The organism is Cognatiyoonia sp. IB215182 (assembly GCF_033963905.1).
Taxonomy (GTDB): domain Bacteria; phylum Pseudomonadota; class Alphaproteobacteria; order Rhodobacterales; family Rhodobacteraceae; genus Yoonia.
The window spans coordinates 628957-655381 of the sequence record NZ_JAXBMB010000001.1 but is presented as its reverse complement, the minus strand read 5'-3'; the positions used below and the strand labels follow the sequence as shown (position 1 = coordinate 655381).

Annotated in this window: 27 protein-coding genes and 1 tRNA gene; 13 read left to right on the top strand and 15 right to left on the bottom strand. The window is 59.2% G+C overall.

Annotated elements, in window-relative coordinates; all coding sequences use genetic code 11:
• Positions 1-35: 35 nt before the first annotated feature.
• A complete protein-coding gene (locus SLH47_RS03350; RefSeq protein ID WP_320237922.1) occupies positions 36-833 on the top strand; it encodes a universal stress protein in 798 nt (265 codons plus the stop codon).
• Positions 834-935: 102 nt separating this feature from the next.
• On the opposite strand, the gene lipB is transcribed toward SLH47_RS03350, so the two are convergent.
• Positions 936-1631: a lipoyl(octanoyl) transferase LipB gene (lipB, locus tag SLH47_RS03345; protein WP_320237921.1), complete on the bottom strand. Its 696-nt coding sequence runs from the start codon at positions 1629-1631 to the stop codon at positions 936-938.
• Between the two features lie 152 nt (positions 1632-1783).
• Between lipB and SLH47_RS03340 the strand changes: the two genes are divergently transcribed.
• A tRNA-Leu gene (locus SLH47_RS03340) sits at positions 1784-1870 on the top strand.
• 168 nt (positions 1871-2038) lie between these two features.
• On the opposite strand, the gene SLH47_RS03335 is transcribed toward SLH47_RS03340, so the two are convergent.
• Positions 2039-2668, bottom strand: a complete 630-nt coding sequence (locus SLH47_RS03335) for a TIGR02466 family protein (protein ID WP_320237920.1) — start codon at positions 2666-2668, stop codon at positions 2039-2041.
• Between the two features lies 1 nt (position 2669).
• Complete coding sequence (locus SLH47_RS03330) at positions 2670-3803, bottom strand: carboxylate-amine ligase (protein ID WP_320237919.1); 1134 nt, start codon at positions 3801-3803, stop codon at positions 2670-2672.
• Positions 3804-4000: 197 nt separating this feature from the next.
• Here SLH47_RS03330 and ctaD point away from each other — a divergent pair, with 197 nt between their 5' ends.
• Together ctaD and SLH47_RS03320 are read left to right on the top strand one after the other, a co-directional pair.
• Positions 4001-5674 (top strand): cytochrome c oxidase subunit I, encoded by a 1674-nt coding sequence (ctaD, locus tag SLH47_RS03325; protein WP_320237918.1) that lies wholly within the window; start codon positions 4001-4003, stop codon positions 5672-5674.
• 156 nt (positions 5675-5830) lie between these two features.
• Positions 5831-6319, top strand: coding sequence for a DUF2244 domain-containing protein (locus SLH47_RS03320; protein ID WP_320237917.1), 489 nt, complete (start codon positions 5831-5833; stop codon positions 6317-6319).
• Positions 6320-6342: 23 nt separating this feature from the next.
• Here the strand turns inward: SLH47_RS03320 and SLH47_RS03315 are convergent, their stop codons facing one another.
• Positions 6343-6804 carry a GatB/YqeY domain-containing protein gene (locus SLH47_RS03315; protein ID WP_320237916.1) on the bottom strand — a complete coding sequence of 154 codons (462 nt, stop codon included), beginning with the start codon at positions 6802-6804 and terminating at the stop codon, positions 6343-6345.
• 178 nt (positions 6805-6982) lie between these two features.
• Here SLH47_RS03315 and carA point away from each other — a divergent pair, with 178 nt between their 5' ends.
• Positions 6983-8149, top strand: a complete 1167-nt coding sequence (gene carA / locus SLH47_RS03310) for a glutamine-hydrolyzing carbamoyl-phosphate synthase small subunit (protein WP_320237915.1) — start codon at positions 6983-6985, stop codon at positions 8147-8149.
• Positions 8150-8198: 49 nt separating this feature from the next.
• Entirely contained in the window at positions 8199-10112 is a 1914-nt protein-coding gene (locus SLH47_RS03305; RefSeq protein WP_320237914.1) for a glycosyltransferase family 2 protein, read from the top strand.
• Here the strand turns inward: SLH47_RS03305 and SLH47_RS03300 are convergent.
• Positions 10066-10719, bottom strand: coding sequence for a GntR family transcriptional regulator (locus SLH47_RS03300; RefSeq protein WP_320237913.1), 654 nt, complete (start codon positions 10717-10719; stop codon positions 10066-10068). The genes SLH47_RS03305 and SLH47_RS03300 overlap by 47 nt on opposite strands.
• 91 nt (positions 10720-10810) lie before the next feature.
• On the opposite strand from SLH47_RS03300, the gene SLH47_RS03295 reads away from it, so the two are divergent.
• On the top strand, positions 10811-11458 hold the full coding sequence (locus SLH47_RS03295; protein WP_320237912.1) for a pyrimidine 5'-nucleotidase: 648 nt from the start codon (positions 10811-10813) through the stop codon (positions 11456-11458).
• A 38-nt stretch (positions 11459-11496) separates the two neighbouring features.
• The gene (locus SLH47_RS03290; RefSeq protein WP_320237911.1) at positions 11497-12687 is read left to right on the top strand and encodes a UbiH/UbiF family hydroxylase; all 1191 of its coding nucleotides are present in this window, start codon (positions 11497-11499) and stop codon (positions 12685-12687) included.
• Here SLH47_RS03290 and SLH47_RS03285 read toward each other — a convergent pair.
• The 4 genes from SLH47_RS03285 to SLH47_RS03270 form a co-directional block, all read right to left on the bottom strand.
• Positions 12684-13811 carry an aminotransferase class V-fold PLP-dependent enzyme gene (locus SLH47_RS03285; protein ID WP_320237910.1) on the bottom strand — a complete coding sequence of 376 codons (1128 nt, stop codon included), beginning with the start codon at positions 13809-13811 and terminating at the stop codon, positions 12684-12686. The two genes, SLH47_RS03290 and SLH47_RS03285, sit on opposite strands and share 4 nt — an antisense overlap.
• 81 nt (positions 13812-13892) lie before the next feature.
• Positions 13893-14642: a GGDEF domain-containing protein gene (locus tag SLH47_RS03280; RefSeq protein ID WP_320237909.1), complete on the bottom strand. Its 750-nt coding sequence runs from the start codon at positions 14640-14642 to the stop codon at positions 13893-13895.
• Positions 14643-14699: 57 nt separating this feature from the next.
• Positions 14700-15152 carry an Lrp/AsnC family transcriptional regulator gene (locus SLH47_RS03275; protein ID WP_320237908.1) on the bottom strand — a complete coding sequence of 151 codons (453 nt, stop codon included), beginning with the start codon at positions 15150-15152 and terminating at the stop codon, positions 14700-14702.
• Entirely contained in the window at positions 15149-15604 is a 456-nt protein-coding gene (locus SLH47_RS03270) for an Lrp/AsnC family transcriptional regulator (RefSeq protein ID WP_320237907.1), read from the bottom strand. The genes SLH47_RS03275 and SLH47_RS03270 overlap by 4 nt, the downstream gene beginning before the upstream one ends.
• Before the next feature lie 128 nt (positions 15605-15732).
• On the opposite strand from SLH47_RS03270, the gene ilvC reads away from it, so the two are divergent.
• Complete coding sequence (gene ilvC / locus SLH47_RS03265) at positions 15733-16755, top strand: ketol-acid reductoisomerase (RefSeq protein ID WP_320237906.1); 1023 nt, start codon at positions 15733-15735, stop codon at positions 16753-16755.
• 108 nt (positions 16756-16863) lie between these two features.
• Positions 16864-17334: a GyrI-like domain-containing protein gene (locus SLH47_RS03260; RefSeq protein ID WP_320237905.1), complete on the top strand. Its 471-nt coding sequence runs from the start codon at positions 16864-16866 to the stop codon at positions 17332-17334.
• Here SLH47_RS03260 and SLH47_RS03255 read toward each other — a convergent pair.
• The gene (locus tag SLH47_RS03255) at positions 17307-17996 is read right to left on the bottom strand and encodes a winged helix-turn-helix domain-containing protein (protein WP_320237904.1); all 690 of its coding nucleotides are present in this window, start codon (positions 17994-17996) and stop codon (positions 17307-17309) included. The genes SLH47_RS03260 and SLH47_RS03255 overlap by 28 nt on opposite strands.
• A gap of 69 nt (positions 17997-18065) precedes the next feature.
• On the opposite strand from SLH47_RS03255, the gene SLH47_RS03250 reads away from it, so the two are divergent.
• The 3 genes from SLH47_RS03250 to SLH47_RS03240 are packed head-to-tail and all read left to right on the top strand — an operon-like array spanning position 18066 to position 19642.
• On the top strand, positions 18066-18389 hold the full coding sequence (locus tag SLH47_RS03250) for an NIPSNAP family protein (protein WP_320237903.1): 324 nt from the start codon (positions 18066-18068) through the stop codon (positions 18387-18389).
• A complete protein-coding gene (locus SLH47_RS03245; RefSeq protein WP_320237902.1) occupies positions 18386-18730 on the top strand; it encodes an antibiotic biosynthesis monooxygenase in 345 nt (114 codons plus the stop codon). Before SLH47_RS03250 ends, SLH47_RS03245 begins: the two co-directional genes overlap by 4 nt.
• A gap of 12 nt (positions 18731-18742) precedes the next feature.
• Positions 18743-19642 (top strand): DMT family transporter, encoded by a 900-nt coding sequence (locus SLH47_RS03240; RefSeq protein WP_320237901.1) that lies wholly within the window; start codon positions 18743-18745, stop codon positions 19640-19642.
• Here SLH47_RS03240 and glmM read toward each other — a convergent pair.
• From glmM to SLH47_RS03215, 5 genes are all read right to left on the bottom strand, one after another.
• Complete coding sequence (glmM, locus tag SLH47_RS03235; protein ID WP_320237900.1) at positions 19639-20982, bottom strand: phosphoglucosamine mutase; 1344 nt, start codon at positions 20980-20982, stop codon at positions 19639-19641. The genes SLH47_RS03240 and glmM overlap by 4 nt on opposite strands.
• Positions 20979-21989, bottom strand: coding sequence for a dihydropteroate synthase (gene folP, locus SLH47_RS03230; RefSeq protein ID WP_320237899.1), 1011 nt, complete (start codon positions 21987-21989; stop codon positions 20979-20981). Before folP ends, glmM begins: the two co-directional genes overlap by 4 nt.
• Positions 21986-22906 (bottom strand): dihydroneopterin aldolase, encoded by a 921-nt coding sequence (locus SLH47_RS03225; protein WP_320237898.1) that lies wholly within the window; start codon positions 22904-22906, stop codon positions 21986-21988. Before SLH47_RS03225 ends, folP begins: the two co-directional genes overlap by 4 nt.
• Positions 22907-23007: 101 nt before the next feature.
• Positions 23008-23676, bottom strand: a complete 669-nt coding sequence (locus SLH47_RS03220; RefSeq protein WP_320237897.1) for a cell wall hydrolase — start codon at positions 23674-23676, stop codon at positions 23008-23010.
• Between the two features lie 191 nt (positions 23677-23867).
• Positions 23868-26363: a putative PEP-binding protein gene (locus SLH47_RS03215; protein ID WP_320237984.1), complete on the bottom strand. Its 2496-nt coding sequence runs from the start codon at positions 26361-26363 to the stop codon at positions 23868-23870.
• Positions 26364-26425 lie beyond the last annotated feature (62 nt).

Below are 26425 nucleotides of genomic sequence, written 5' to 3'. Positions count from 1 at the left end.
TGCGCATGACAATTACCAAACCAAACAGGCGCAAAATGCAAAACATTCTCTATGCCAGCGACCTTACATCTCGCTCAGATCGCGCTTTTGAGCGGGCATGCCGCCTTGCCCTCGACCATATGGCGCATCTGCATGTCATCTATGTCGGCGCCTCCGCTGCGGAAGACATGGAAGCGCGTAAAACCGAATTGGATGGACTGATCGCCGGGCAGTTCGCCGAACTGACACCGGATGAAACGAAGCGGCCAAATTGGACAGCCTACACGCATATCGGCGATCCGGTTCAGACCATCGTCACCAAAGTCACAGCGCTTGATCCTGATTTAGTTGTTTTGGGGCAAAGTGAGGATTTGACCGCGGCAACTGTTTTTCAAGGCACATCCACCGACCAGATCGTGTCGAAGATCGCGCATCCGGTCCTCGTCGTACGGAGCCCCGTTCACAGCAGCTATGCAAAGACAATTGTGGCATTTGATCACTCGCTCAATGCCCGCCGGGCATTTGAATACGCCCTGCGCATCGCACCAGAGGCTGAAGTGACGGTGACAAAGGTGATAGGCGACATCTCTGAGGCGGCACGCGCCAACGCTAGCGATATGGTGCACGGCCACCTCGCCGAAATCATGCGCAAAATGTCGTATGCAGTGCCGCGGCCAAATGTTGACCTGCCCAGCGGGAGGATCAACGATGTGCTCCTGGCAGCGATCAAAACGGCGGGGCCCGATCTGGTCGCGTTCGGACGCACACAAAAGACAGGTCTGGAAGCATTTGTCTTGGGCAGCACAGCCAGCTTCCTGCTTGGGCATGTCACACGCGACACGCTCATCCTCTAATTGAAGAACGACGGCATCGTTTTGGATATGTCGCGATGGAGCGCCCGCTGATATCGCGGGCGCCTCGGATGAATGAAAACGCCATGCTTCGACTCAGTGGCGTCAGGCGGGAGGGTTCACCACAAGATCACCGCACATCGCTGCGTCAAAAGTCTGCCTGAGTGCCACATCGAGATCGGTCATTGTCACAGGCAGCCCCAAGTCGACAAGAGACGTGACGCCATGCGCCTTGATTCCGCAAGGGACAATCCCGTCGAAATGCTCGAGGTCCGGGTCGACGTTGATGGATAGGCCGTGGAACGAGACCCATTTGCGCAGGCGGATGCCCAGAGCCGCGATCTTGTCTTCGGCGGGCTGTCCGTCCGCTTGTGTGGGCTTTTCGGGGCGCTGCACCCACACTCCGACCCGACCATCTCGGATTTCGCCACGAACGCTAAACCGGTCAAGCGTTGCGATAATCCAGTTCTCGAGGTCTTTCACGAATGCCCGTACATCACGTCCGCGCTTGCCCACATCAAGCATGACGTAGACAACACGCTGCCCCGGACCATGATAGGTGTATTCGCCACCGCGCCGTGCCTCATAAACAGGAAAACGGTGTGGATCGATCAGGTCTTCGGCCCTGGCGGAGGTACCAGCAGTATAGAGGGGCGGATGCTCAAGCAGCCAGACGCATTCCTGCGCTGTTCCATCAATGATGCCTTCGACCCGTGCCTCCATGAAGTCGAGCGCCGCTTCATAGTCGGTCAACCCATCGCTGACGATCCACTCCACCATGCTTTCCGCGTCCTGTTTCAAGCCCCAAGCATACTCTGTGCCACAATTGACCGTTGGGCAAAAGTGACGTTTCGACACTGACGGTGTTGCGCGCAGATGCAGACGCTATTTCCCTCTTGGCATCACAAAACGCCTCGTCTATGAGGGCTCCACTTACCAGCCTGGAAAGACTTGCGGTCGTGGCGGAATTGGTAGACGCGCAGCGTTGAGGTCGCTGTGAGGTAACACTCGTGGGGGTTCGAGTCCCCCCGACCGCACCAAATTCTCTTTATGTTGCAGATGGTTGAACGCACATGTTGAAGTGACTTCGACACGCGATGGCGCTGACATGCGCTGTCCTTGAGCTGTTTACCTCAAGAAGCACTATCCAATTTCGCGATAGATGCGGACGTTCGGGAGCCTTGTAACCGACCCACTGTGCGAGGGTCTTATGACTTGCGACGCTTGCGAAATGTGGCGTTGAACGCGACCGTGACACGTTCGACGTCGGTTTCGTTGGGATACACCCAATGCGTCAGGTAGGATGGAAACAGCACAATCTCACCTGCCTGCGGTCGGATCTTGCGCTTGGGCCGGAACGGTTTTGCCCGCAAGAGCCGCCAATTCGGCAGATCAGAGCGCGGGTCGAGGAATTCGATCATCCCGGAATTGCCCGTCTCCACCTCAGGTTGGTTCACGTAATAGACACCTGACCAATGCGCGCCGGGATGGGTGTGTGGTGCGTTGAAGCCGCCGCGCGGATTGGCATTCATCCAACCAGAGATTTTCATGTTGAGATCGTCCGGATCGACCCTGCTGGTCACACGCCGCGTGGCGTCTTTGACCGACTGGATGGCAAGCATGCGCAGGCGTTGAATGCAGGGCACATCAAGGTCCAGAAAATCCAGATCGGAATGCCAGCCGCCGCGGTTGGATTTCTGCACACCGTCACTCGCGCCACGCAAACGCTCTCCTTCCGCCAGAAGTTCGGCGTTCAGCGCCTCGTGATCCTGCACTTTGAAGCGCGTCAGTGGCGTCGCGAAGAGCATATCGGTTTCTGCGCTGGTGAATTCAGACATCTTACAGATCCTTGTGAAAGTCAGCGACGAGCGATGCGACAACGGCCGCCATCGCCTCTTGTTTTGTGGCACCGCTGGCCAATGCGGCATCGCGCACCTGACGTTGATGATCGGCACTGGTGCCATCCGTAACGATCTGGCGGGCGGCCTCAACGGCTTCAACGCAATCCAGCGCCTCGGCATCCTCGGCAATAAGCGCGAGAATCTCCTCGACGGCTTGCTCAAACGGAATCAGCGCCTGGCGTCCGAAATCGATCTGCCCTTCGGAGATGCCATAGCGCTGTGCACGCCAGCGGTTCTCGCCCACCATGAAATTGGCAACGATTGGCCAGGGGTCGCCATCGACAATCCGGCGCCAGAGCATGCGCGTCAGGCATTGGGTCAGCGCGGCAAGTATCAGCGTCACCTCCATCCGGGGGGCAACATCGCAAATGCGCGATTCAATCGTCGGAAACTTGGACGATGGCCGCAAATCCCACCAGATCTTCGAGGCATCTTCGATCAGCCCCAGCGAAACAAGCGTCTGAACGGTTGACGAAAACTCGTCCCAATTCTCCATGCGCGGCGGCAGGCCGGTGCGCGGCAAATTGTCAAAAACCGTCAGGCGATAGCTTTTCATGCCGGTGTCATCGCCCTGCCAGAACGGCGACGACGTCGAAAGCGCGTGCAGATGCGGCAGGAAGTATTTCAGCTGGTTGACCAGCTGGATGCGCAGCTCCTGATCAGGAATGCCCACATGGACATGCATGCCGCAGATGAGCATGCGACGCGCGACACCGGCCAGATCGCGACGCAGCTTGTCATAGCGTTCCTTGTGTGTGTGGTGCTGATCCTTCCAATCCGCAAAGGGGTGGCAAGAGGCGGCGATGGGCGCCAGCCCGAATTCGGCGGCATGTTGTGCAACGGTCCGGCGCAGATGGCCCAGGTCTTTGCGCGCTTCGGCGATTGTGTGGCAGACGCCTGTCCCGATCTCGATCTGACATTGCAGGAATTCTGGGCTGACCTTGCCTTCCAGATCAGCCTTGCATGCGTCGATCAGTGCATCCGGCGCTTGTGCCAGACGCCCCGTCTCTTGATCGACAAGCAGATACTCTTCCTCGATCCCGATGGTGAATTCAGGCTCAGCCCCTGCCATCATACGCTCCGCATACTGCCCCAACGGCAAGCAAATCAGGTCTAAATGCAGCAGGCAAGCCCTGCGCCAATATTACTCAACGCAAGGTGCGCATCCATTATTGCCCCTTTAAGCACAACACTTTAGAACCGCCGGAAAAGGCGAGCCGGACGCTGACTCGGAACAGCCTTTATGTAGCCAATACGAGGAGAGCCATAATGGCAGACGCAGCCATCCACGGCGACACACATGAAGACGAGCGCGGGTTCTTCACGCGCTGGTTTATGTCGACAAATCATAAGGATATCGGGATCCTGTACCTGTTCACCGCAGGTGTCCTAGGCTTCATCTCCGTCGCCTTTACGGTCTACATGCGGCTCGAACTGATGAACCCCGGCGTCCAGTACATGTGCCTTGAAGGCGCGCGTCTGTTCGCAGACTCCTCCTCGCCCTGCACACCAAACGGGCACCTTTGGAACGTGCTGATCACCTATCACGGCATCCTCATGATGTTCTTTGTCGTGATCCCCGCGCTTTTCGGCGGCTTTGGTAACTACTTCATGCCATTGCAGATCGGTGCGCCGGATATGGCGTTTCCGCGTTTGAATAACCTTTCTTACTGGATGTTTGTTGCCGGTGCGTCGCTTGGCGTGGCGTCAATGCTGGCACCGGGAGGCAATGGGCAATCCGGATCGGGGGTTGGATGGGTGCTTTACGCGCCGCTTTCGACGAGTGAGGCGGGCATGTCGATGGACTTGGCGATCTTTGCCGTCCACCTGTCAGGCGCATCGTCGATTCTGGGCGCGATCAACATGATCACCACCTTCCTGAATATGCGTGCACCGGGCATGACGCTGCACAAGGTGCCGCTGTTCGCATGGTCTATCTTTGTGACTGCATGGCTGATCCTCCTGGCGCTGCCGGTCCTTGCAGGTGCGATTACAATGCTTCTGATGGACCGGAACTTCGGCTTTGGCTTCTTCCAGCCGGAACTGGGCGGTGACCCAATCCTTTATCAGCACATCCTTTGGTTCTTTGGACATCCGGAAGTGTACATCATTATCATTCCCGGATTTGGTATCATCAGCCACGTGATTGCCACGTTCAGCCGCAAGCCGATCTTTGGCTATCTGCCGATGGTTTATGCGATGGTGGCGATTGGTGTTCTGGGCTTCGTCGTCTGGGCCCACCATATGTATACGGTAGGCATGTCGTTAACTCAGCAGTCCTACTTCATGCTGGCCACTATGGTCATCGCCGTCCCCACCGGCGTGAAAATCTTCAGCTGGATCGCCACGATGTGGGGCGGATCGGTTGAGTTCAAAACACCGATGCTCTGGTCCTTCGGCTTCCTGTTCCTGTTCACTGTCGGCGGTGTGACCGGCATCGTGCTCAGCCAGGCAGGCGTCGACCGGGTGTATCACGACACCTATTACGTGGTGGCACATTTCCACTATGTGATGTCGCTGGGTGCGGTTTTTGCAATCTTTGCCGGGATCTATTTCTACCTGCCCAAGATGGCGGGGCGGATGTATCCCGAATGGGCGGGCAAGCTGCACTTCTGGACGATGTTCATCGGTGCGAACCTGACCTTCTTCCCCCAGCACTTTCTGGGCCGGCAAGGCATGCCACGTCGCTACATCGACTATCCAGAGGCCTATGCGTTCTGGAACTACGTCTCAAGCTGGGGTGCATTCCTGTCTTTCGCATCGTTCCTGTTCTTTATCGGTGTGATGGTCTGGACTCTGACGCGGGGCAAGGTTGTGACCGAAAACAACCCTTGGAACGAATACGCCGATACGCTGGAATGGACTCTGCCCTCTCCACCGCCTGAGCATACGTTCGAAACGCTGCCAAAGCGGGAAGATTGGGACAAGCAGCACGCGCATTAGACGCAAAACACGTAAAGGCCCCGCTAAACGCGGGGCCTTCTTTTTGCAACGCTGCCGCTGGGTTTATGCGAACGGTATAACAAGCAAACCGGCAGCGTCCTCTCGCGACAGTGTTGCGCATGTGACTGCATCGCGCCGCGCGCTATAACCATTCCCATGCCCTATGAATGGACGCCAGAGCCGCCACATCACAAACCCCGTTGGGAGCTGAGCCTTTGGCCCTATCGGTCGCTTCTACGCCGCGATTTTGTGATCTTCATCGGTGCCACCGCACTGCTTGTGGCGCTCCCGCTTGTCACGGTGCTCGGCACACCGGTGTTGTGGGGGCTGTTGCCATTTTTCCTCTTGATGATCGGCGGACTCTGGGCAGCTTTGCATGTCAGCTACCGCCGTGGCGAAGTGCTAGAGGAGTTGGTGGTCGACGAGAACACCGCCCATCTGACCCGCCACAACCCGAAAGGTCCGGCCCAGGAGTGGCAGGCCAACCGGTATTGGGTCACCGTCCACCTGCACCCAAAGGGCGGCCCGGTGGAAAACTACATCACATTGCGCGGTGGAGACCGCGAGGTTGAAATTGGTGCCTTCCTCGACGCCGCAGAGCGGCTGGCGCTTTATGATGATCTCAAGCGTGCGCTGCGCAGCTAACGGCGACAGGCCGCCTAGAGTGGCTAACCGAGCCGGTCCTTGACCATGGGCCCTGCTTTGCCGAAGTCCATTTGACCGGTGTACTTGCCCTTCAGCACAGCCATAACCTTGCCCATGTCGCGAATACTCTCCGCGCTCACATCCGCAATGGCTGCATCAATGGCAGCGGCTGTTTCTTCTTCGCTGAGTTGCTTGGGAAGAAACTCTTCGATCACCTTGATCTCAGCACGTTCCTTTTCCGCAAGCTCAAGCCGCCCGCCCTCCTCATAGGCGCGCGCGCTTTCCTGGCGCTGCTTGACCATGCGGCCCATGATCGCCAGCACGTCCGCATCGCCAACGCCGCTGTCCTCATCAGCTCCACCGCGCAGCGCAATGTCCTTGTCCTTGATCGCGGCGTTGATCAGCCGCAAGGTTGACAGGCGATCAGCCTCTTTTGATCGCATCGCATCCTTCAGGGCCACATTGACCCGGTCGCGCATGTTCATGTGGTGATTTTCCGTTTTTGTCCCGTCAAACGAGGGGTAAGCTTATGCGCAGAGGCCGTTTATGACAAGCGTCCGTGGCGCGACGTCAAGATCGGTGGCGATATCAACACCTTCCCTTGACCGCCCGCCTCGCCCCCAATACACCACGGCACAATTTGGCACATCGGAGGATCACGTCATGGCACAGACACCCACGGCCTGTTTGGCGCTTGCAGATGGCACGATCTTCTATGGGATGGGCTTTGGCGCCACGGGCGAGACTGTGGCCGAGCTTTGCTTCAACACTGCGATGACCGGATATCAGGAAATCATGACCGATCCCTCCTATGCCGGACAGGTCGTGACCTTCACGTTTCCCCATATCGGCAATACCGGGGTGAACCCCGATGATGACGAAACTGCCGATCCGGTCGCCGACGGCATGGTCGTGAAATGGGACCCGACCACCCCGTCGAATTGGCGTGCGACCGAAGAGCTGACGGCGTGGCTCGCCAAACGTAATCGGATCGGCATGGGCGGTGTCGATACACGCCGGCTAACCCGTGCGATCCGCCAGCAAGGTGCGCCACATGTCGCGCTTGCCCACAATCCTGACGGTGTCTTCGATATCGAAGCGCTGGTGAAGAAGGCGCGTGCCTTCGCGGGGCTCGAAGGGCTCGATCTGGCCAAGGATGTCACCTGTGCGCAATCCTATCATTGGGACGAGATGCGGTGGGCCTGGCCCGACGGCTTTCCACGGCAGACCGGCCCCAAGCATAAGGTTGTCGCCGTCGATTTTGGGGCCAAACGCAATATCCTGCGCTGTCTGGCCAGCGCCGGTTGCGATGTGACCGTGTTGCCGGCCACGGCAACCGCAGAAGAGGTGCTGGCCCTGCGGCCCGATGGTGTTTTCCTGTCCAACGGCCCTGGCGATCCGGCAGCCACGGGGCGTTATGCCGTGCCGATGATCAAAGGGGTCCTCGCCACAGAGATCCCGGTTTTCGGCATCTGCCTCGGCCATCAGATGCTGGCGCTCGCCCTGGGTGCCGAAACCATCAAGATGAACCACGGCCACCACGGTGCGAACCATCCGGTCAAGGATATGGAAACCGGCAAAGTCGAGATCACGTCAATGAATCACGGGTTCACGGTGGATAGTCAGACACTGCCCGCAGGTGTGATCGAAACCCATGTCTCACTTTTTGACGGCAGCAATTGCGGGATCCGCGTGGCTGACAAGCCGGTCTTCAGCGTTCAGTACCATCCGGAGGCCAGCCCCGGCCCGCAGGATAGCTATTACCTGTTCGAACGTTTCGCCGAGGCGATGGCCCAGAACCAGCGCATGCTGGTTCCGGATGATGCTTAACGACTGATTAACCAAGTTCCCCCATGTTCGTCCCGGTTCGGGGAAGGACATGCTGCATTTTGATCAAACCAAAGGGCGGGCCGATGCGCGCCACGTGCCACATGGCTGCAACCGTAGCCTGTCAGACGAAGTTGCCGCGCGCGGGCTGATCAGCATCGCCGACGCGCATGCCGCACAGCGTATGGCATTGCAGCAAGGGGTCCATGTTGCGGACGTGCTGGGGCGGGATTATCGCATCTCTGACTACACCCTCGCCGCCATTCTCGCCGATGCAGCGCAAAGCCAGCTGATCAATCCGCTTGAGCAGCCGCCGGACGAAAGCCTGATCGCCGCATATGGCCCGGCGATTTGCCTCAAGGACGGCCTCTTGCCCTGGCGCCACATGGGTGGGGCCTGCATCGTCCTGACCGCGCGGCCTGACCATTTTGCTCGCCACCGGGCGAAGCTAGCGCAGTGCTTTGGTCAAGTACGCATGGCCGTGACAACTGAAGAACAATTAAATCGCGCGGTTCAGAAGCATAGTGACAAGGGTTTGATAGCGCGCGCCGAAAACAAGGTCGCGGATGCCGAAAGCTGCCGTCATTGGGATGCCGGATTTGCCCTTTGGGTTGGGCTTTGTGCGGCTCTTGTGGGACTTGCGTGCCTCGTCCTTGCGCCAACAACCGTTTTTGCGATTCTGACAATCTGGGCCATACTGACCTTGTGCCTGAACGCGGCACTGAAAGGGACAGCCGCCTATCTGGGCTGGCGCGATGCGCAGGATGAAGCCACAAGCGTCACGCCAGCGCGCCTGCCGGTGATCACAGTTTTGGTGCCGCTTTACAACGAAACGGTCATCGCCGAGCATCTTTTGACACGTCTCAAGGCGCTCGACTATCCGCGCGCGCTCCTCGATATCTGTCTGGTGCTGGAGGCGGATGATCAGACTACGCGCGACACGCTGGGCCGGACGATCCTTCCCACATGGATGCGGGCGATTGTCGTTCCGAAAGGCACGATCAAGACGAAGCCGCGCGCGTTGAACTACGCACTGGATTTTGCCCGTGGCAGCATCATCGGGATCTGGGACGCGGAAGATGCGCCCGCACCTGATCAATTACACATTGTTGCACACAGCTTTGCCAATGCCGCACCCGATGTGGCCTGTCTGCAAGGCACGCTTGATTACTACAATGCCAGCGCCAACTGGCTTACGCGCTGTTTCACCATCGAATATGCCAGCTGGTTCCGCGTGATCCTGCCGGGCCTCGCCAAGCTGGGTCTGGTTGTGCCGTTGGGTGGGACAACGCTGTTTTTCCGGCGCGATATCCTCGAAGAACTGGGTGGGTGGGACGCCCATAATGTCACCGAAGATGCCGATCTGGGCGTGCGTCTGGCCCGGCATGGCTACCGCACCGCGCTGATTGACACCGTGACCGAGGAGGAGGCGAATGGCCGCGCGTGGCCTTGGGTCAAACAACGCTCTCGCTGGTTGAAGGGCTATGCAATCACCTATGGCGTTCACATGCGTAGTCCACGCAAGCTGTGGCGTGACCTGGGTGCGTGGCGTTTCTTTGGCTTTCAGGTGCTGTTTCTGGGCACACTCTCTCAATTCGTACTGGCGCCAATTTTGTGGAGCTTCTGGCTCATTCCGCTGGGCCTCAACCACCCGTTGCAGCCGATCCTCGCCTCTTGGGCCTTTTGGGCGCTCGCCGGTCTGTTCCTGATGTCGGAGGTGATCGGATTTGTCGCCGCCGCAATCGGATTGCGCAAAGCGCGCAAACAATGGCTCATCAAATGGGCGCTAACTCTGCAGGCTTATTTTCCGCTGGGCGCACTTGCCGCCTATAAGGGCTTTTGGGAACTCGCGCGCAAACCTTTCTATTGGGACAAGACAGCACATGGCGTTCTGTTACCGAAAGGTTGGAAAGCCGGTGCTACTCCGCCGCCTCAACCGCCGCTGCGTCCAGTTTCAGACGGGTAACAAACGCCTCTGAAATATGATCGCGCAAGGCCTTGTAGGCGGCATCACCATCGCCTTTTTCGATCGCTGCCACGATTGTGGCATGTTCTTCCAATGTCTCTTTCGAGCGCCCTTCAGCCGCGATGGACGTGGTGGCCAGAAGCGCCATCGACCGATGCACCAGATCAAGCTGCTGCACCAGAAACCGGTTATGCGATGCCAGATGGATCTGCTTGTGAAACCGCCGGTTCGCGCGGCTCATCGCATTGGGATCCCCGATCAGCTTGCGATCCTCCTCCAGCATGTCACGCAGCACCTTTATCTCTTCGGGTGTCGCGTGGCGTGCAGCCAGACGTGCGGCCAACCCCTCCAGCTCGCCCCGGACCACGTAGAGCTCGGACAATTGCGAATGATCCAGCGACGCCACGATCAGCGACCGGCCATCCCGCGTCAGAAGCGACTGCGTCTCTAGCCGTTGCAGCGCCTCGCGGATCGGGGTGCGCGATACGCCAAAACGCTCGGCCAATTCGCTTTCGACCAGACGATCACCCGGCTTGTAAGTGTGATTGTCGATCGCTTCGAGAATAAGGGCGTAAGCATCCTTTTGCGTTGCGCGGGGGTCCTGCATGCTTTTATCACCTTTCTTGATCGGACAATCATACTCTCGCGATGCCTCCAAAGCAATTGCGCGCGGCAAGGGCAGAACGTAACCTGCAAACATGGTTGTCCAGCAGTTTTCACATGTGGATACGTGGGTTTTTGACCTCGACAACACACTTTATCCGCCTTCGGCTGATCTTTTCGGGCTGATGGATGCCCGTTTCTCCGCCTATGTGACGCGCTTGACTGGCCTTGACGAAGAGCAGGCTCTGAAACTCTGCGCAGAGTATTGGCTCGATTACGGATCAACGCTTGCCGGTCTGATCGAGCATCACGACGTGGACCCGCATGATTTTCTGGCGGATGTGCATGACATCGACATCTCGCATCTGGAACCTTGTGAGGCGCTGATTGAGGCACTACGCGCCCTGCCGGGTCGCAAGGTCGTTTACACCAACGGCTCGCACAATCATGCCAAACGTGTCCTGGCTGCGCGGGGGCTTAGCCGTCAGTTTGATGCCGTCTATGGCGTGGAGCATGCCGATTTCACGCCGAAGCCCCACCATGATGCTTTTGCGAGAATTTTTGCCAAGGACGGCATCGCAGCACCATCAAGCGCGATGTTTGAGGATGAAGAACGGAACCTGAAGGTCCCGCACGCAATGGGCATGAAGACCGTGCATGTGCACCCCGACCGGCATGAGGCTGATCACATTCACCACCACACTGATGATCTCGCGGATTTCTTGTCGCAGCTTTCGCGCTGACCCTTTCCGCGCAGCCATGATCGGCATATGTCAGCAGCATGAAGCGTGATGAGACGGACATTCTGATTGCAGGCGGCGGATTGGCGGGTCTAACCGCCGCCGCTGCCCTCGGGACTGCAGGCTTTCACGTCACCCTTGTTGATCCAACCCCGCAGGTCACGCATGCGGATGATGCGGGTGCCGATTTGCGCACAACCGCGTTTTTGCAACCTGCCCAGCAGTTCCTTGAGGCTGCAGGTCTGTGGACCGCTCTTGCGCCACATGCCGCGCCTCTGCAGGTCATGCGTATCGTCGATGCGGCGGTCGAACCACATGTGATGCGGGATTTCGACGCCAAAGACATCTCGGACAAGCCGTTCGGATGGAACCTGCCCAATTGGCTGTTGCGGCGCGAGATTGTGGCACGGCTCGAGACGCTACCCAATGTCGATTTTCGGCCCGAAGTGGGTTTTGATCGCATGGTCGCGCGTACAAAAAATGCAATCGTGACGCTTAGCGATGCGACCCAGGTGACTGCGAAACTGGTGATCGGCGCGGATGGGCGCAACTCTGCGGTGCGACAGGCGCAGGGGATCAGGACGCAGACCCTGCGCTACGGGCAGAAGGCGCTGACCTTCGCCGTCACTCACACCTCACCGCATAACAATATCTCGACCGAGATCCACCGGTCCGGTGGCCCTTTCACCCTCGTGCCACTGCCAGATCACGAGGGCAAACCATGTTCCGCTGTGGTCTGGATGGAAAGCGGGGCGGAGGTGCAACGGCTCGCAAATCTGCCGCAAGGCGCCCTTGAAAACGCGGCGAATGAAAGGTCTGCTTGGACCTATGGCCCGCTGAACCTTGTCAGCAAGCGCATGGTCTGGCCCATCATCAGTCAAGTGGCCGACCGCCTGACGGCACCGCGCACTGCCCTTGTGGCAGAGGCGGCCCATGTCATGCCGCCCGTCGGGGCGCAGGGGCTAAACATGTCGCTGCGGGATCTCGATTGCCTTCTGGAACTGGCAAAGGCGCAACCGGGCGATCTTGGGAGCGCGGCGATGCTTAACGCTTACGCGCGTAAACGACATCCGGATATCATGCTGCGCGTGGCTGGTATCGACGCGCTCAACCGCGCGTCAATTGCCGGTAATCCGATGGTGCAAAACATGCGCGCGCGCGGGATTGAAGCGCTTTACGGCATCACGCCCATCCGTCGCAGCCTGATGCAACTTGGCCTTGGCGCGGGCTAAAGCACCCGGTCCAAGACTGGTCTCAGGCGGGCCAATGTCGCCTCCACATCATAGAGTTTATCCAGCCCGAAAAGACCCAGTCGAAAGGTTCTGAAGTCTTCCGGCTCATCACATTGCAGCGGCACGCCCGCTGCGATCTGCATGCCTGCCGCCGCAAACTTTGCGCCGCTCTGGATCTCCGGATCGTCGGTATAGCTGACGACAACACCGGGCGCGCCAAAACCCTCTGCCGCGACGGACCGCACCCCCTTGTCGGCGAGTATTTCCCTTACAGCATGGCCGAGCGCCCATTGTGCCTCTTTCAGCCGGTCGAAACCAAAAGAACGCGTTTCCACCATCGTGTCACGAAACGCGCGTAAGCCATCTGTTGGCATCGTCGCATGATAGGCGTGGCCACCGTTTTCATAGGCCTGCATGATGCTGTGCCACTTCTTGAGGTCCATCGTAAAGGAGTTGGATTGCGTACCAGCCATGCGCTCGACTGCTCGATCCGACATCATCACAAGCCCCGCGCAGGGTGTTGATGACCATCCCTTTTGCGGGGCCGAGATCAGGACATCGACACCAGTCGCCTTCATATCAACCCACACGCAGCCGGACGCGATGCAGTCCAGGACCAGCAACGCCCCCACATCATGCGCTGCCGCGCTGAGGGCTTTGATGTACTCATCAGGCAGGATAATCCCCGCGCTCGTCTCCACATGAGGAGCAAACACGACATCGGGCTTAGCTGTGCGGATCGCATCGATGACATCTGCAATCGGGGCGGGCGCAAACGGTGCTTGATGGTCATTCCCAGCAGTCCGCGCCTTCATCACCGTTGTGTCGGCGGCAATCCCGCTCGCCTCAAAAATCTGGGTCCAACGATAAGAAAACCAGCCATTGCGGACGATGAGCGCATGCGCGTCTGCGCCAAATTGTCGGGCCACAGCCTCCATCGCAAAGGTTCCACCGCCCGGCACAAGCGCAACATGATCGCCACTGTAGACCTCCTTCAGCAAGGCGGAGATGTCAGTCATCACGCCCTGAAAAACCTTGCTCATATGGTTGAGCGAACGATCGGTGAAAACCACCGAAAACTCCATCAAACCATCAGGGTCAATCTGCGGATTTGCGCCGTCCATCGTCTTCTCCCATCTGCGATGCCTCTCGCTAATGCGCGGGACGGAGAAACGCAAAGTCTATTTAGGTATACTATGTGCCGCTCACGCCGCGCTAACGGTCGCGGTGTCATCCTCAGCAACCGCAAAGACGGTTTGATTGCGACCACCGGTCTTGGCACGATAAAGTGCTTCATCCGCCTGCTGGATCGCGCGCGTGATATCTGCCACCTGCTCTTTCAGGGATCCACCGATTGAGACGGTCACCGAAAGGGCTTTGTCGTCATAATTCACGACTTCATCGGCAATGGCCTTGCGCATACGCTCAGCAATATCAAAGGCTGCCTTAGGTCCCTCTTCATGCAGAAAGACGATAAATTCCTCTCCACCAAAACGGCAAACAATGTCCTTTTCCCGGGTATTCTGACGCAAGATCGTCGCCACGCGGCTAATGACCGCGTCCCCCGCGAGATGACCATGGGTGTCATTGACCGACTTGAAGTGATCGATGTCGATCATCAGTGAAATGCCGTAAGCCTTTGGTTCGGCCCGCATGCGCGCGAAAAAGAAATCACGGGTCGCAACGTCCGTCAGCCGGTCGCGATCAACGAGGCGCTGCAATTCTGCATTCAGATGCAAATTCTTACGCACCTGCGCCCAGACAAACATACAGAACGGGAAGGCTGTGATGATGGTAACCAAGGGCCCAACACGCAATGCAGCCATCAGGTCCTGTCCTTTATACAGCAGATAGATCAAGCACTCGGACACGGCGACGGCCGCCATTGTCGTCAGGATAGCGGCAATTGTGACGCCCCACCATGTCTCTAACCCAAATCGCATCATCTCACTCATCGGCCGGTAGCTCTTGAGCATTACGCAAGGAGATGAGGAATCTGTAAACTCTGGCCCCTAAATCGGTCCCGGCCTGCGTTCTTCACTCAAAAGCACATTTGCCTCCACGTCCCCGACACCCGGCAAAGTCATAATCCGGCGTCGCAGGACCCGCTCAAAATCAGCCAAATCGCGCGCAATAACGCGCAGCCGATAATCGTAAAGGCCCAGCACGTGATCAACGCTTTGCACTTCGGGGATCGCGCCAATGGCACGCTCGAAATCCTCGAGGCTGACCCTGCCCTTCGCGGCAAGCTTCACCCCCAGAAAAACGGTCACGCCAAAACCGACACGCGCCGCGTCAAGCACCAGTCGCCTACCAGCCAGCACGCCCGCGTCCTGCAGTCGTTTGATCCGCCGCCACGTAGCTGGTTGGCTTAGCCCCAGCTTACCAGCGAGCCGCGTCGTCGGTTGTGCTGCGTCCTTCTGCAATGCCGACAGGATCGTCCAATCCAGATCGTCGAGCGTCATAGCGGAATACTCCGATCCGACTTCACATTGGCGACATCCATCAATGCCTCAATATCCGCGATATGGGGCAGCGTCAGAATGCGGTCCCGATAAAGTAGCTGATAATCGGCTAGGTCCTTCGCGATCAGTGATAGTCGCACATCGACTCGACCCAGAAACGTCTGGATTTCGAGAACCTCCGGCACGGCTCGCGCAGCGTCAAGAAAATCATCAAAGGCCCGTGTGACTGTCTTATCAAGCGTGATCCGCAGCGACACATGCACCGCGTAACCCAAGGCACGCCAATCAATGATCGCTTCTTGCCCCAGGATGACACCATCGGTGCTCAGCCGCTCCACCCGGCGGGTCACGCGCACCGGCGTGCTGTTTACCCTTTCGGCCAGTTCCGGCATCGATAGTGTGGGGTCGGTTTGAAGCTGGCGCAAAATCGCGCGATCCATATCATCAAGCATAGGAATCGGAATACTGATACATTTCACGCATAGCAATTATCATCTCGCCAAAAATACTCAAAAATCCAACCTCGCCGACAATGCGTCGTCGGGGTAGCAATCCCCCAAATCAATCGAAAGGACAAACCATGCGCGTTTATTATGATCGCGATTGCGATGTGAACCTGATTAAGGACAAGAAGGTCGCCATCCTCGGCTATGGCAGCCAGGGCCACGCCCACGCACTGAACCTGCGCGATAGCGGCGCCAAGAACCTTGTCGTCGCACTGCGTGAGGGCTCACCCTCTGCGGCGAAGGCCGAGGGCGAAGGGCTGCAGGTCATGGGCATTGCCGAGGCCGCTGCCTGGTGTGACCTGATCATGTTCACTATGCCCGACGAATTGCAGGCGGACACCTACAAGAAATACGTGCATGACAACCTCAAAGAAGGCTCCGCCATCGCCTTCGCCCATGGTCTGAACGTGCATTTCGGCCTGATCGAGCCCAAGCCAGGCGTTGACGTGATCATGATGGCGCCCAAAGGACCCGGCCACACTGTGCGCGGCGAATACACCAAAGGCGGCGGCGTGCCCTGCCTTGTGGCTGTTCATAACGACGCATCTGGCAAGGCGATGGAAATCGGCCTATCCTATTGTTCGGCCATCGGCGGGGGCCGCTCTGGTATCATCGAAACCAACTTCCGTCAGGAATGCGAAACCGACCTTTTCGGCGAACAGGCTGTGCTCTGTGGTGGTCTTGTCGAACTGATCCGCATGGGGTTCGAAACGCTGGTCGAGGCCGGGTACGAGCCCGAAATGGCCTATTTCGAATGCCTGCACGAGGTGAAGCTGATCGTCGACCTGATCTACGAAGGCGGCATAGCGAACATGAACTACTCGATCTCGAACACCGCTGAATATGGTGAGTATGTCAGCGGCCCGCGCATCCTGCCTTACGACGAGACGAAGAAGCGCATGAAAGACGTGCTGACCGACATCCAGACCGGTAAATTCGTGCGGGACTTCATGCAGGAAAACGCGGTGGGCCAACCGTTCTTCAAGGCCACGCGCCGGATCAATGACGAGCACCAGATCGAACAGGTCGGTGAAAAGCTGCGCGCCATGATGCCGTGGATTTCCGCCGGCAAGATGGTCGACAAGGCGAAGAACTGAGCCACACCGCAAGATGGGTTGTCGCCCATCCTGCCAACAAAAGGCCCGGCGTCATGCCGGGCCCTTTCTGTTAGGGTTGCCATGACTCATCAAAAGAGGATGACCACCATGACCTTCACCCGCACAACGCTGCCCGCTCAACACTACCTATATGTGGACCGCGAATGCGCTTACGGGCCTGAGATTGCCGAAGCCATGGAATCCGGTTTTGGAGCTGTCTTCGGCCATGTCGGTGCCCATGGGATTGCCCCGCAATCCATGCCTATGTCGATCTATCTGAGCATGGACCCGAATATCCTGCGGTTTCGCGCGGCCGTCATGGTCAGCGCCGAAGATGCGGTGAAAACGGACGGTGAGATCAAGGCGGACATGCTGCCTGCCGGGGATGCGATGACGACCACACATGTGGGCAGCTACGACAAGATGAGCGAAACACATCAGTTGCTTTGGAAACATATGGAGGCTGAGGGCATTCCCGCCGCCATGCCGGTTTGGGAAATCTATATCGATGATCCCGGCAACACACCTGCGGAGGCAGTGCGGACTGAAATCTACCGGATGATCGACGGAAACGTCTGATCGAACTGGCTTTGCCCGGAAGCGCTGAAATGGATCGCCCGGCTTGTCGTATCCCGTCGAAGCCAACCAGCAACCTCCATACGCGACAGCATCGCGCGTCCAAGTGCCCCCGCCAAATGGGTGCGCCGCTCGCTCCAATCGAGGCATGAGCGGCAAAGCGGTGCGCGCGCGTCCTCAAGACTGCCAAGGTCCACACCGAAGCCTGCCACGAAATCCTCGCCCGCGCCCGTCAGGCCCAGCGCCTCGCCCTCTTCCCAGATCAGATCCCGATCCAGCATGCTGGTGAACATCTGCACCCCAACGCGCCCTGCAAGGTGATTGTAGCAAACACGCGCCTGACGCATTGCAGCATCCTTCGGGCCGGTGCGGGTACGCAACGTCCCCTGCCCCGCCGCGAGCCCCATCAGCGCTTTAAGCGTTGCGGCCACGTCCGCATGGGCCAGCGCGAAATACTTATGCCGCCCCTGCTTGCGCACTTGCACCAGCTGCCCGTCCAGCAGTTTCGACAAATGCCCGCTGGCGGTCTGTAGGGTCACGCCCGCTTCACCGGCCAATTCCGTGGCCGTCAGGGCCTTCCCGCTCATCAACGCGGTGAGCATATGCGCTCGGGCGGGATCGCCGATCAGCGCGGCAATGCGGGCGATATCAGGACCTTCACGCATAGTTCGACCTTAGCCGAAGCATTGACGTCTGCCAAGGTGCTAGACGTTCCTCAGAAGAAGGAGACACACATGCTGACCTGTATCATTCGCTACCAGATCGACCCGACCAAAAGGGAGGCGTTTGAGACCTATGCCCGCAACTGGGGCCAGGCCATTCCCCGCAACGGTGCCGACCTGATCGGCTATTTCGCCCCGCATGAAGGCTCAACGACGCTCGCCTATGGCATTTACAATATCCCATCGCTCGCCGCCTATGAGAGCTACCGCGCGAAACTGGCAGCCGATCCGCTGGGGCAAGAGAATTACGACTTCGCGCAGCGCGAGAAATTCATCCTGCGCGAGGATCGAACCTTTCTCCGTCTTGCCTCGGCACCGCATGGCAGCGCGACATGATCGCGGTGATCTTTGAGGCGACGCCGGCCGAGGGCCAGGTGGACACATATCTGGAGCATGCCAGGCGCCTGCGCCCCTTGTTGGACGTGCATCCTGGCTTCCTTTCGGTCGAGCGGTTTCGCAGCCTGACCGACACGAACAAGTTGCTATCGCTCTCGTTCTTCACCGACGAAACGGCGATTACCCGTTGGCGTAGAACCCATCAACATCGCTCCACGCAATCCGCTGGGCGATACGGCATCTTCGTCGATTATCGCCTTAGGATCGCTGATGTTTCACGCGACTACGGCTTGCATGATCGCGCGCAAGCGCCCAAAGACAGCAGGCTGCATCACGGTTGAGAAACGGATAACATGCCCGCCCCACCCACGCTGACAAACTGGCTCTCTATCGCGCTGCTTGGCCTAATCTGGGGCGCGACCTTCATGGTGGTGGCCATCGCATTGGAGGGCTACGGGCCATTTACTGTCGCGTGCGCGCGGACAACGCTGGGGGCGGTTGCCTTGCTGGCATTGATGCGCCTCTTGCGCCGCCCCCTGCCCGTCTTCACCGCCCAGATGTCTCGCTATCTGGTCGCTATTGGCCTTTTGAACACCGCCGTGCCCTTTGCGCTGCTCAGCTGGGGGCAGCAATTCGTGCCCTCGGCCTTTGCGGGCATCTCGATGGCGGCTTTACCGCTTTTCATCCTGCCGCTGGCGCATGTCTTTACCGATGAAAAGCTGAGCCTGCGCAACAGCTTGGGCGTCATTCTTGGATTTGTGGGAGCTATCGTCCTGATCGGCACCGGCGTTTTGCGGATCGGAACAGGCATGGAGCCGTTGGGACAGCTTGCTTGCATCGGCGCGGCCATTTCCTATGCGATCTCCAGCATCATGACCCGCCGTTGCCCGCCCATTGATCCGATTACGATGGCCGCCTTGTTGCTGACGATTGGTGCAGCAGCGCTCATTCCCGCCATGATATTGATCGAAGGTGTGCCGACCCTTGCCGAACGCCGTCCAACCATTGCGATCATCGCGCTTGGTCTCGTGCCAACCGCGCTCGCGGCTTGGATCAGGGTCGCGACGATCCGCACGGCAGGGTCGGTTTTCATGACACTGGTGAACTATCAGGTCCCGCTGTGGTCGATGCTCTTTGGTGCGTGGATCCTGAATGAGGTATTGCCGTTTCGGTTTTTTGCCGCATTAGCGCTAATCTTGCTGGGCCTTGCGATCAGCCAATGGGCCACGCTCAAGCGGCTTTTGCGGCGTTAAACCGCCGCCTCAACCTCGGCAACGATCCCGTCAACCACCTGAGTCAAAAGGCCATCATCCTCGCACTCGGCCATCACACGGATCAGCGGTTCGGTCCCGGATTTGCGGATCAGCAGACGGCCCTTGCCCTGCAACATCGCCTCTGCATCAGCGATGATCTTGCGGACGGGATCGGTGCTGAGCGGGTCCTGACCCGCCGCGAAGCGGACGTTTTTCAAGAGCTGCGGCACGGTTTCAAAGGTCCTGGTCAGGGCACTGGCTTTTTGGCCTGTTTCGATCATTGCCGCCAGAAACTGCAAGCCCGCCAGCAAACCGTCGCCCGTCGTCGCATAATCGGTCATGACGATATGGCCCGATTGCTCGCCGCCCAGATTCCAGCCGCCCGCGCGCATCGCCTCAACCACATAGCGGTCACCGACCGCCGTGCGTTCGAGATGTAGGCCGCGCCTGTCAAGAAAGCGTTCGAGGCCAAGGTTCGACATTACCGTCGCTACCAATGTGCCGCCCTTGAGACGGTCCTGATCCGCCCAGCGCCCGGCCATCAGCGCCATGATCTGATCGCCATCGGCGACATGGCCTTTTTCATCGAGGATCATCACGCGATCCGCATCACCATCCAGACAAATGCCCACATCAGCGTTATGAGAAATGATCGTCTCGGCGGCGGCGGTCAGGCTCGTTGAGCCACAGCCTTCGTTGATATTGGTGCCATTCGGAGCGACACCAACCGGGATGACGGTGGCACCCAGTTCCCACAAAACTTCGGGCGCGACCCGGTAGGCCGCGCCATTTGCGCAATCGATCACAACCTTCAGGCCGTCGAGGCGCATGCCCGCGGGAAATGTCGACTTCACACGCTCAGCATAACGGAACCGGCCATCGTCAATCCGCTTGGCCCGCCCGATATTCTGCGCCTGCGCCGGGGCGATGTCACTTGCAATCAGCGTTTCAATCTCGGCCTCAGCGGCGTCCGAAAGCTTGAAGCCATCAGGGCCAAAGAACTTGATCCCATTGTCATGATGCGGGTTGTGGCTGGCCGAGATCATGATGCCGAGATCAGCGCGCATTGATGTCGTCAGAAGCCCGACCGCAGGCGTGGGCACCGGGCCGAGCAGCAGCACGTTCATACCCGTGCTGGTCAGCCCCGCCGTCAGCGCGCTTTCAAACATATAACCCGACAGCCGCGTGTCTTTGCCGATCACGACCCGGTGGCCGTTTGATCCGTCATTGCGGAAATAACGCCCCGCCGCCGCGCCGATTTTCAGCGCCATATCAGCGGTCATCGGATAAGTGTTGGCGGTGCCACGCACACCGTCAGTGCCGAAGAGTTTGCGTGTCATCTTTTCGCTGCCCCGCTGATTGCCCATTCCAAGTCTAACGCCTGTTTTGTGGCAAAGATATCGTGCACACGCAGGAATTGCACCCCCTGACGAGCTGCATGGAGTGCGACGGCAACTGAGCCACTGACGCGCTCTTTGGCGTGCTCACCCCCGCCGATGACCCCGATAAAGCGCTTGCGCGATGCTCCGAGCAGGATCGGGCAGCCCAAGGAATGAAAGAGCGCGATGCCTCTGAGCAGCGCGAGGTTATGCTCAACCGTTTTGCCAAAGCCGATGCCGGGATCGACGATGATCTGGTCGCGGGGAATGCCTGCAGCCTCTGCGGCGGCAACACGCGCGGCCAGGAAGTCATACACATCCAGCAGCACGTCATCGTAGCGCGGATCATCCTGCATCGTTTGGGGATCGCCTTGCGCATGCATGAGGCAGACGGGCAGGCCCGCATCGGCCGTCACCCGCGCCAAATCGGGATCAAAGGTTAAGGCCGCCACGTCATTGATCAACCCCGCCCCTACTTCAATCGCCGCCTGCGCGGCCGCCGCCTTGCGGGTGTCGATGGAGATCGGCACGTCGCTTTGCGCCCGGATTGCTGCGATCACAGGGGCGGTGCGGGCGATTTCCTCGTCGACGGGCACTTCAGATGCGCCGGGCCGCGTGCTTTCGCCGCCCACATCGATGATATCGGCGCCTTCGGCCTGCATTTTTTGCGCCTGTGCTACGGCCGCGTCACGGTCATTGAACTGGCCGCCATCGGAAAAACTGTCTGGCGTCACGTTCAAGATGCCCATCAGGCGGGGGCGGTCCATGCTAAGGCCCGCTATATCGGCCCGGCTTGCAGTGAGACGATCAAGAACTTCGGACGGCGCAGAGACCGCTGAGATGACTTCTGGGGCTGCGTCGCGGCGATGAACACGCATCTCCGTAAACCAGAACGGGCCGCCTGCAATCGGAAGGGCGGCTTCGGGTTTCGGACCCGCGACGACGATGGGGCAGTAATAGACGCTCATGCAATCTGCGTGGCAGCCAGATCGTGGATACGGACGGGCACGTCCGTTACTGGCGCGGCGGCGTCGATCAGCAAGAGTTCCTTGGCCTCGATCTCTGCTGCAAACCAGGCGACCAGCGCCACCGCATCGCGCGGGCTGGCGGAGGGGCCATCAACCGCATCGAGCACGATCTTTGATGGTGCCCAGATACAGATCTGGCCATTCTTCATGGCCCAATCGAGTTCAGTGCGGGTGCCCACGACCATGCAGCGTGGGTCGCGCGCGGCCAGCGTCCAGGCGTTTTGCTCAATCGCCAGTAGGTCGATCCGCCGCTGTGCCAAAGCATGCCCTGCCTGAGGCGCAACTACTGCCGCTGCACCCACGCAAATGATCAGAGGGGCATCCATCGCCACCAATTGATCGATCCAACCGGGCAAGGCTGGCGCGGCAATGGCGGCGTTTGAGAGATACGCGACACGCGGATGCGGTGCCTCAACATGATCCTGCCCGGCCAGATCCATGCCATCCCGCGACCGGACAATCTCGACACCCAAGGCAAACGGCCCGCGATCCAGCTTTTCGATCCGCACAAAGACGCGCTCGGCCTGCGGTTCCAGCAGGATCCGTTCCGCCACGCGCGCGGCGAGGGTCTCCAACAGGTTCAGACGCTCCGCTTCAAGCTCGATCCCGATGGCCTCGGTCACTTTGTCGTAGGACAAGATGCGGTCCACATCGTCATCAATCGGGCCGGTCATCGGCAGGACTTCGACGACCACATTGAAACGCACACGCTGCAGCTTGCCCCGTTCCTGCTGGAACGCGCCAATCTCCACCTCGACCACGTAGTCGCGCAGTGAGATGCGGTCACAAGGTGTCGTGCTGCTCGCCTCAGCCCGTTCGCTGGGATGCGCAAATGCAAGGCGAATATCGTCGGTCATGCCGCTTTCCGATCAAAGAGATATCCCGTGACGCAAGGCAATACGCCGCTCAGCCCTGCAGAACAAGCACGGGCCGCGACAACGGGCGCGTCACATGCGACTTACTTTGAGGCAGTCCGGATCGGCTGGCGGTAGAAGTAGTGCGAACCGATGGCCGCGGTGCGCGGGAAGCGCTGCGCCCAGGACGGGTTCACAGCCTTGGTGTGGTAATGCGTGGCACCGCCGGTCAGGGCGCGTGGTGTGCCTTCCATCAGAAGCTGTGCAACCTTGCCCACACGCTCCCACGAACGAGGCTCACCGATCGTTTCGGCCAGCCCGTCACAGGTATAAGTGAACTGGCAGGCATATTTCCGGCCGGTCCCCTGATTGATCACAGCACAAAGCGTGTTGGGATAAGCGCTGCTATCCACACGGTTCAGGATCACCTCACCAACCGCGAACATACCGCGCACCGTCTCACCGCGTGCTTCGAAATAGAGCGCCTCGGCCAAACAGGCCCACTCATCATCACCGTCAACAACAGGCAGCGAGGCCAGATAGGCCCGGTCATAGACCACGCCCGACTGTGTCGCGACGCCGCGTTCGCTGGCAGGCGGCAGCGATGTCAGCATGGTCATCCGTGTATCCGGCACAACGGCCAGCGCCTGCCGTTCCTGGCCCAAAATGGCCCCCAGACGGCTGGCCAAAAGATCATCAGCAAAGGTGGCAGAGCCACTCAAAGTCAGTGTTGCCGCAGCAATTGCGGCGCAAAACGCCTTAAAAATCGTCATAATATTCCCACCCAGGAATCCACGCGGACTTGCCCCGCGCTAGCGACGGCGGAGATAAGACATCGCGCGCTTTACGTCTAGTCCCCGGGATAGACTGTCGCAGTTACCGAAACATCAACTCGCGCATCACGATGACTATTTCGCAATATCACGGGATTTGCGGCATTTTCGCCACAATATCTGGACTTTGCTCAGGCGTTCATCCGCTCTTGCAACGCCAGTTGAGCGGCAGTGAGTCGCGCAACCGGTACGCGGAAGGGCGAGCATGAGACGTAGTCGAACTTGTGTTCGCGGCAAAATGCGATGGCCGAGCGGCTGCCGCCATGCTCGCCGCAGATCGCCAGAACCACATCAGGACGCCCAGCGCGGCCCCGCTCAGCGCCAAGCGACACGAGTTCACCGACCCCTTCGATATCAAGCGTATGGAACGGGTCCTCTGCATAAACACCCTGCTGCACATAGGCCGACATGAAACGCCCCGCATCGTCACGGGACAGACCGTATGTCATCTGCGTCAGGTCATTTGTGCCGAACGACAAAAACTCTGCATGTTCTGCAATGTCCTGCGCACGGAGAGCGCCGCGCGGTGTCTCCACCATGACGCCCAGATGGTACTCAAAGACAGCGCGTTTCTTGGCGCGCACCGCATTGGCCACCCCGTCAATCCGGGCGCGCATCAGTTCAACCTCGCGCATTGCACTCACGAGCGGGATCATGATTTCCACGTCAATCGTGATGCCCTGGGACTGGACTGCAATGAGCGCTTCAAAAATCGCACGCGCCTGCATGTCGTAGATTTCAGGGATCGCGATGCCCAGCCGCACGCCGCGCATGCCCAACATCGGATTGTACTCGCGCAGGGCATTCACCCGCTCTGTCACGGCGGCAAGCGGCAGCGCCATCTGCTCGGCCAGGTCGCGCAACCCAGCCTTATCGGCGGGTAGGAACTCATGCAGCGGCGGGTCAAACAGACGCACGCAGACATTCTTGCCCGCCATGATCGCAAAAAGTGCCTGAAAATCCGCGCGCTGCATCGGCAGCAAACGGTCGAGTACCGCCCGACGATCATCGCTGCTTTCCGCAAAGATCATCTCGCGCATCACGCCCAGCCGTTCATCATCAAAGAACATGTGCTCGGTCCGGCAAAGGCCGATCCCCTCCGCCGCAAAGTTCTGGGCCGTATGCGCGTCTGCAGGTGTGTCGGCATTGGCACGCACACCGATATCGCGGAAATCGTCAGCCCAGGCGAGCAGGGTCTGGAAGGCGCCATCAAGAGCAGCCTCCAGCATAGGCGGCGAACCAGCCAGCACTTGCCCGGTCGTGCCATCGACGGTGATCAGGTCTCCCACAGCGAAACGGCGGCCATCCCGGCCAATGATCCCGCCACGCTTGCGGTCAATCACAAGATCCGACGCACCAACGATACATGGTACACCAAGACCGCGTCCGATCACGGCGGCGTGGCTTGTCACCCCGCCCCGCATCGTCAGAACCGCTTGGGCGGCATGCATACCGCGAATATCCTCTGGCGTCGTTTCACGCCGGACCAGCACGCAAGGTTCACCCCGCGCCGCACTCGCCTGTGCCTCATTGGCCGTCAGCACGATCCGGCCTGTCGCCGCACCTGGACTAGCCGGAATGCCAGAGACGATCACATCGCGGGTCGCGCGCGGATCAATCTGGCGGTGCAAAAGTTCCGACAGTGCCGAAGGTTCGACCCGCAAAACAGCCTCTTCGCGCGGGATGATGCTGTCTTCGGCCAAAGCCACGGCAATCGCCACCGAGGCACGGGACGAGCGTTGCACGCGCACCGCGTCCAGCACATGCAATGTGCCATCATCGATGGTGAATTCCACCTGCATCTCTTCGCGCAATTTGCGACGACAGAGTTCGCCATATTCCTTCAGCTGGGCAAAAGGCTCCGGGCAGCGTTCTTCAAGCGACGGGCCGCGCGGGTCTTTGGTGAGGTATAGCGCGCTGTCGGTATCGCCCAGCGCCTCGCGGCCTTGGCTCTGGCCCAGATAACGACCGGTGATCTGCGGCTGTCCTGTGGCACTGTCCACATACTGGATCACGCCCGACCCGCATTCGCCGTGCCCCACGCCCAGCGCCATTTTTTGCACGACAAGGCCCAGCCCCGCATCCACCGGCGCGCCCTTGGCCTGCCGTAAAAGCCGGGCGGTGGTGCCATCCCAGGCACGCGCCATCGACCGCAGCACCTCGCCCAGTTGGGTCGCCGGGTCCTGCGGGAAGGGCTCATCGGTTTCCAGCTCATATGTGTCCAGCATCGCTCGCAGGCTGACGGCATCGGGTACATCGGGCAAATAGAATTCTTCCGGATCAAGCCGCGCCACGTGAATGGCATAGGATTGCACGAAGCGCAGATAAACCGCCGTGGCTGCCCATTCCCCGATCACCGGGATCATCTCGGCCAGACGCGTGTCATTCATCCCGATATTCAGGATCGCACCGGGCCCACCCCAATCCGGGTCCTGGCTGGACGGGCGGACAGACACGAGTGGGTTCTCCCCAAAAGGCGCCAGCAGCGCCTCCATATCTGGCAGATGTCCTTGCGCGATCCGGTGCACGACATCAAACGACAACGCCATCGTGCGCGGCACGGGCATGCCCATGCGAATGAGCCGCTGCAGGCATTTCGCACGACCGCCATGCACCTCTGCCGACATCTTGGCGGTTGGTGTGATCAGCGTCAGGGCCTGATATGTTGTCTGTTGCTGCAATGCGGCAA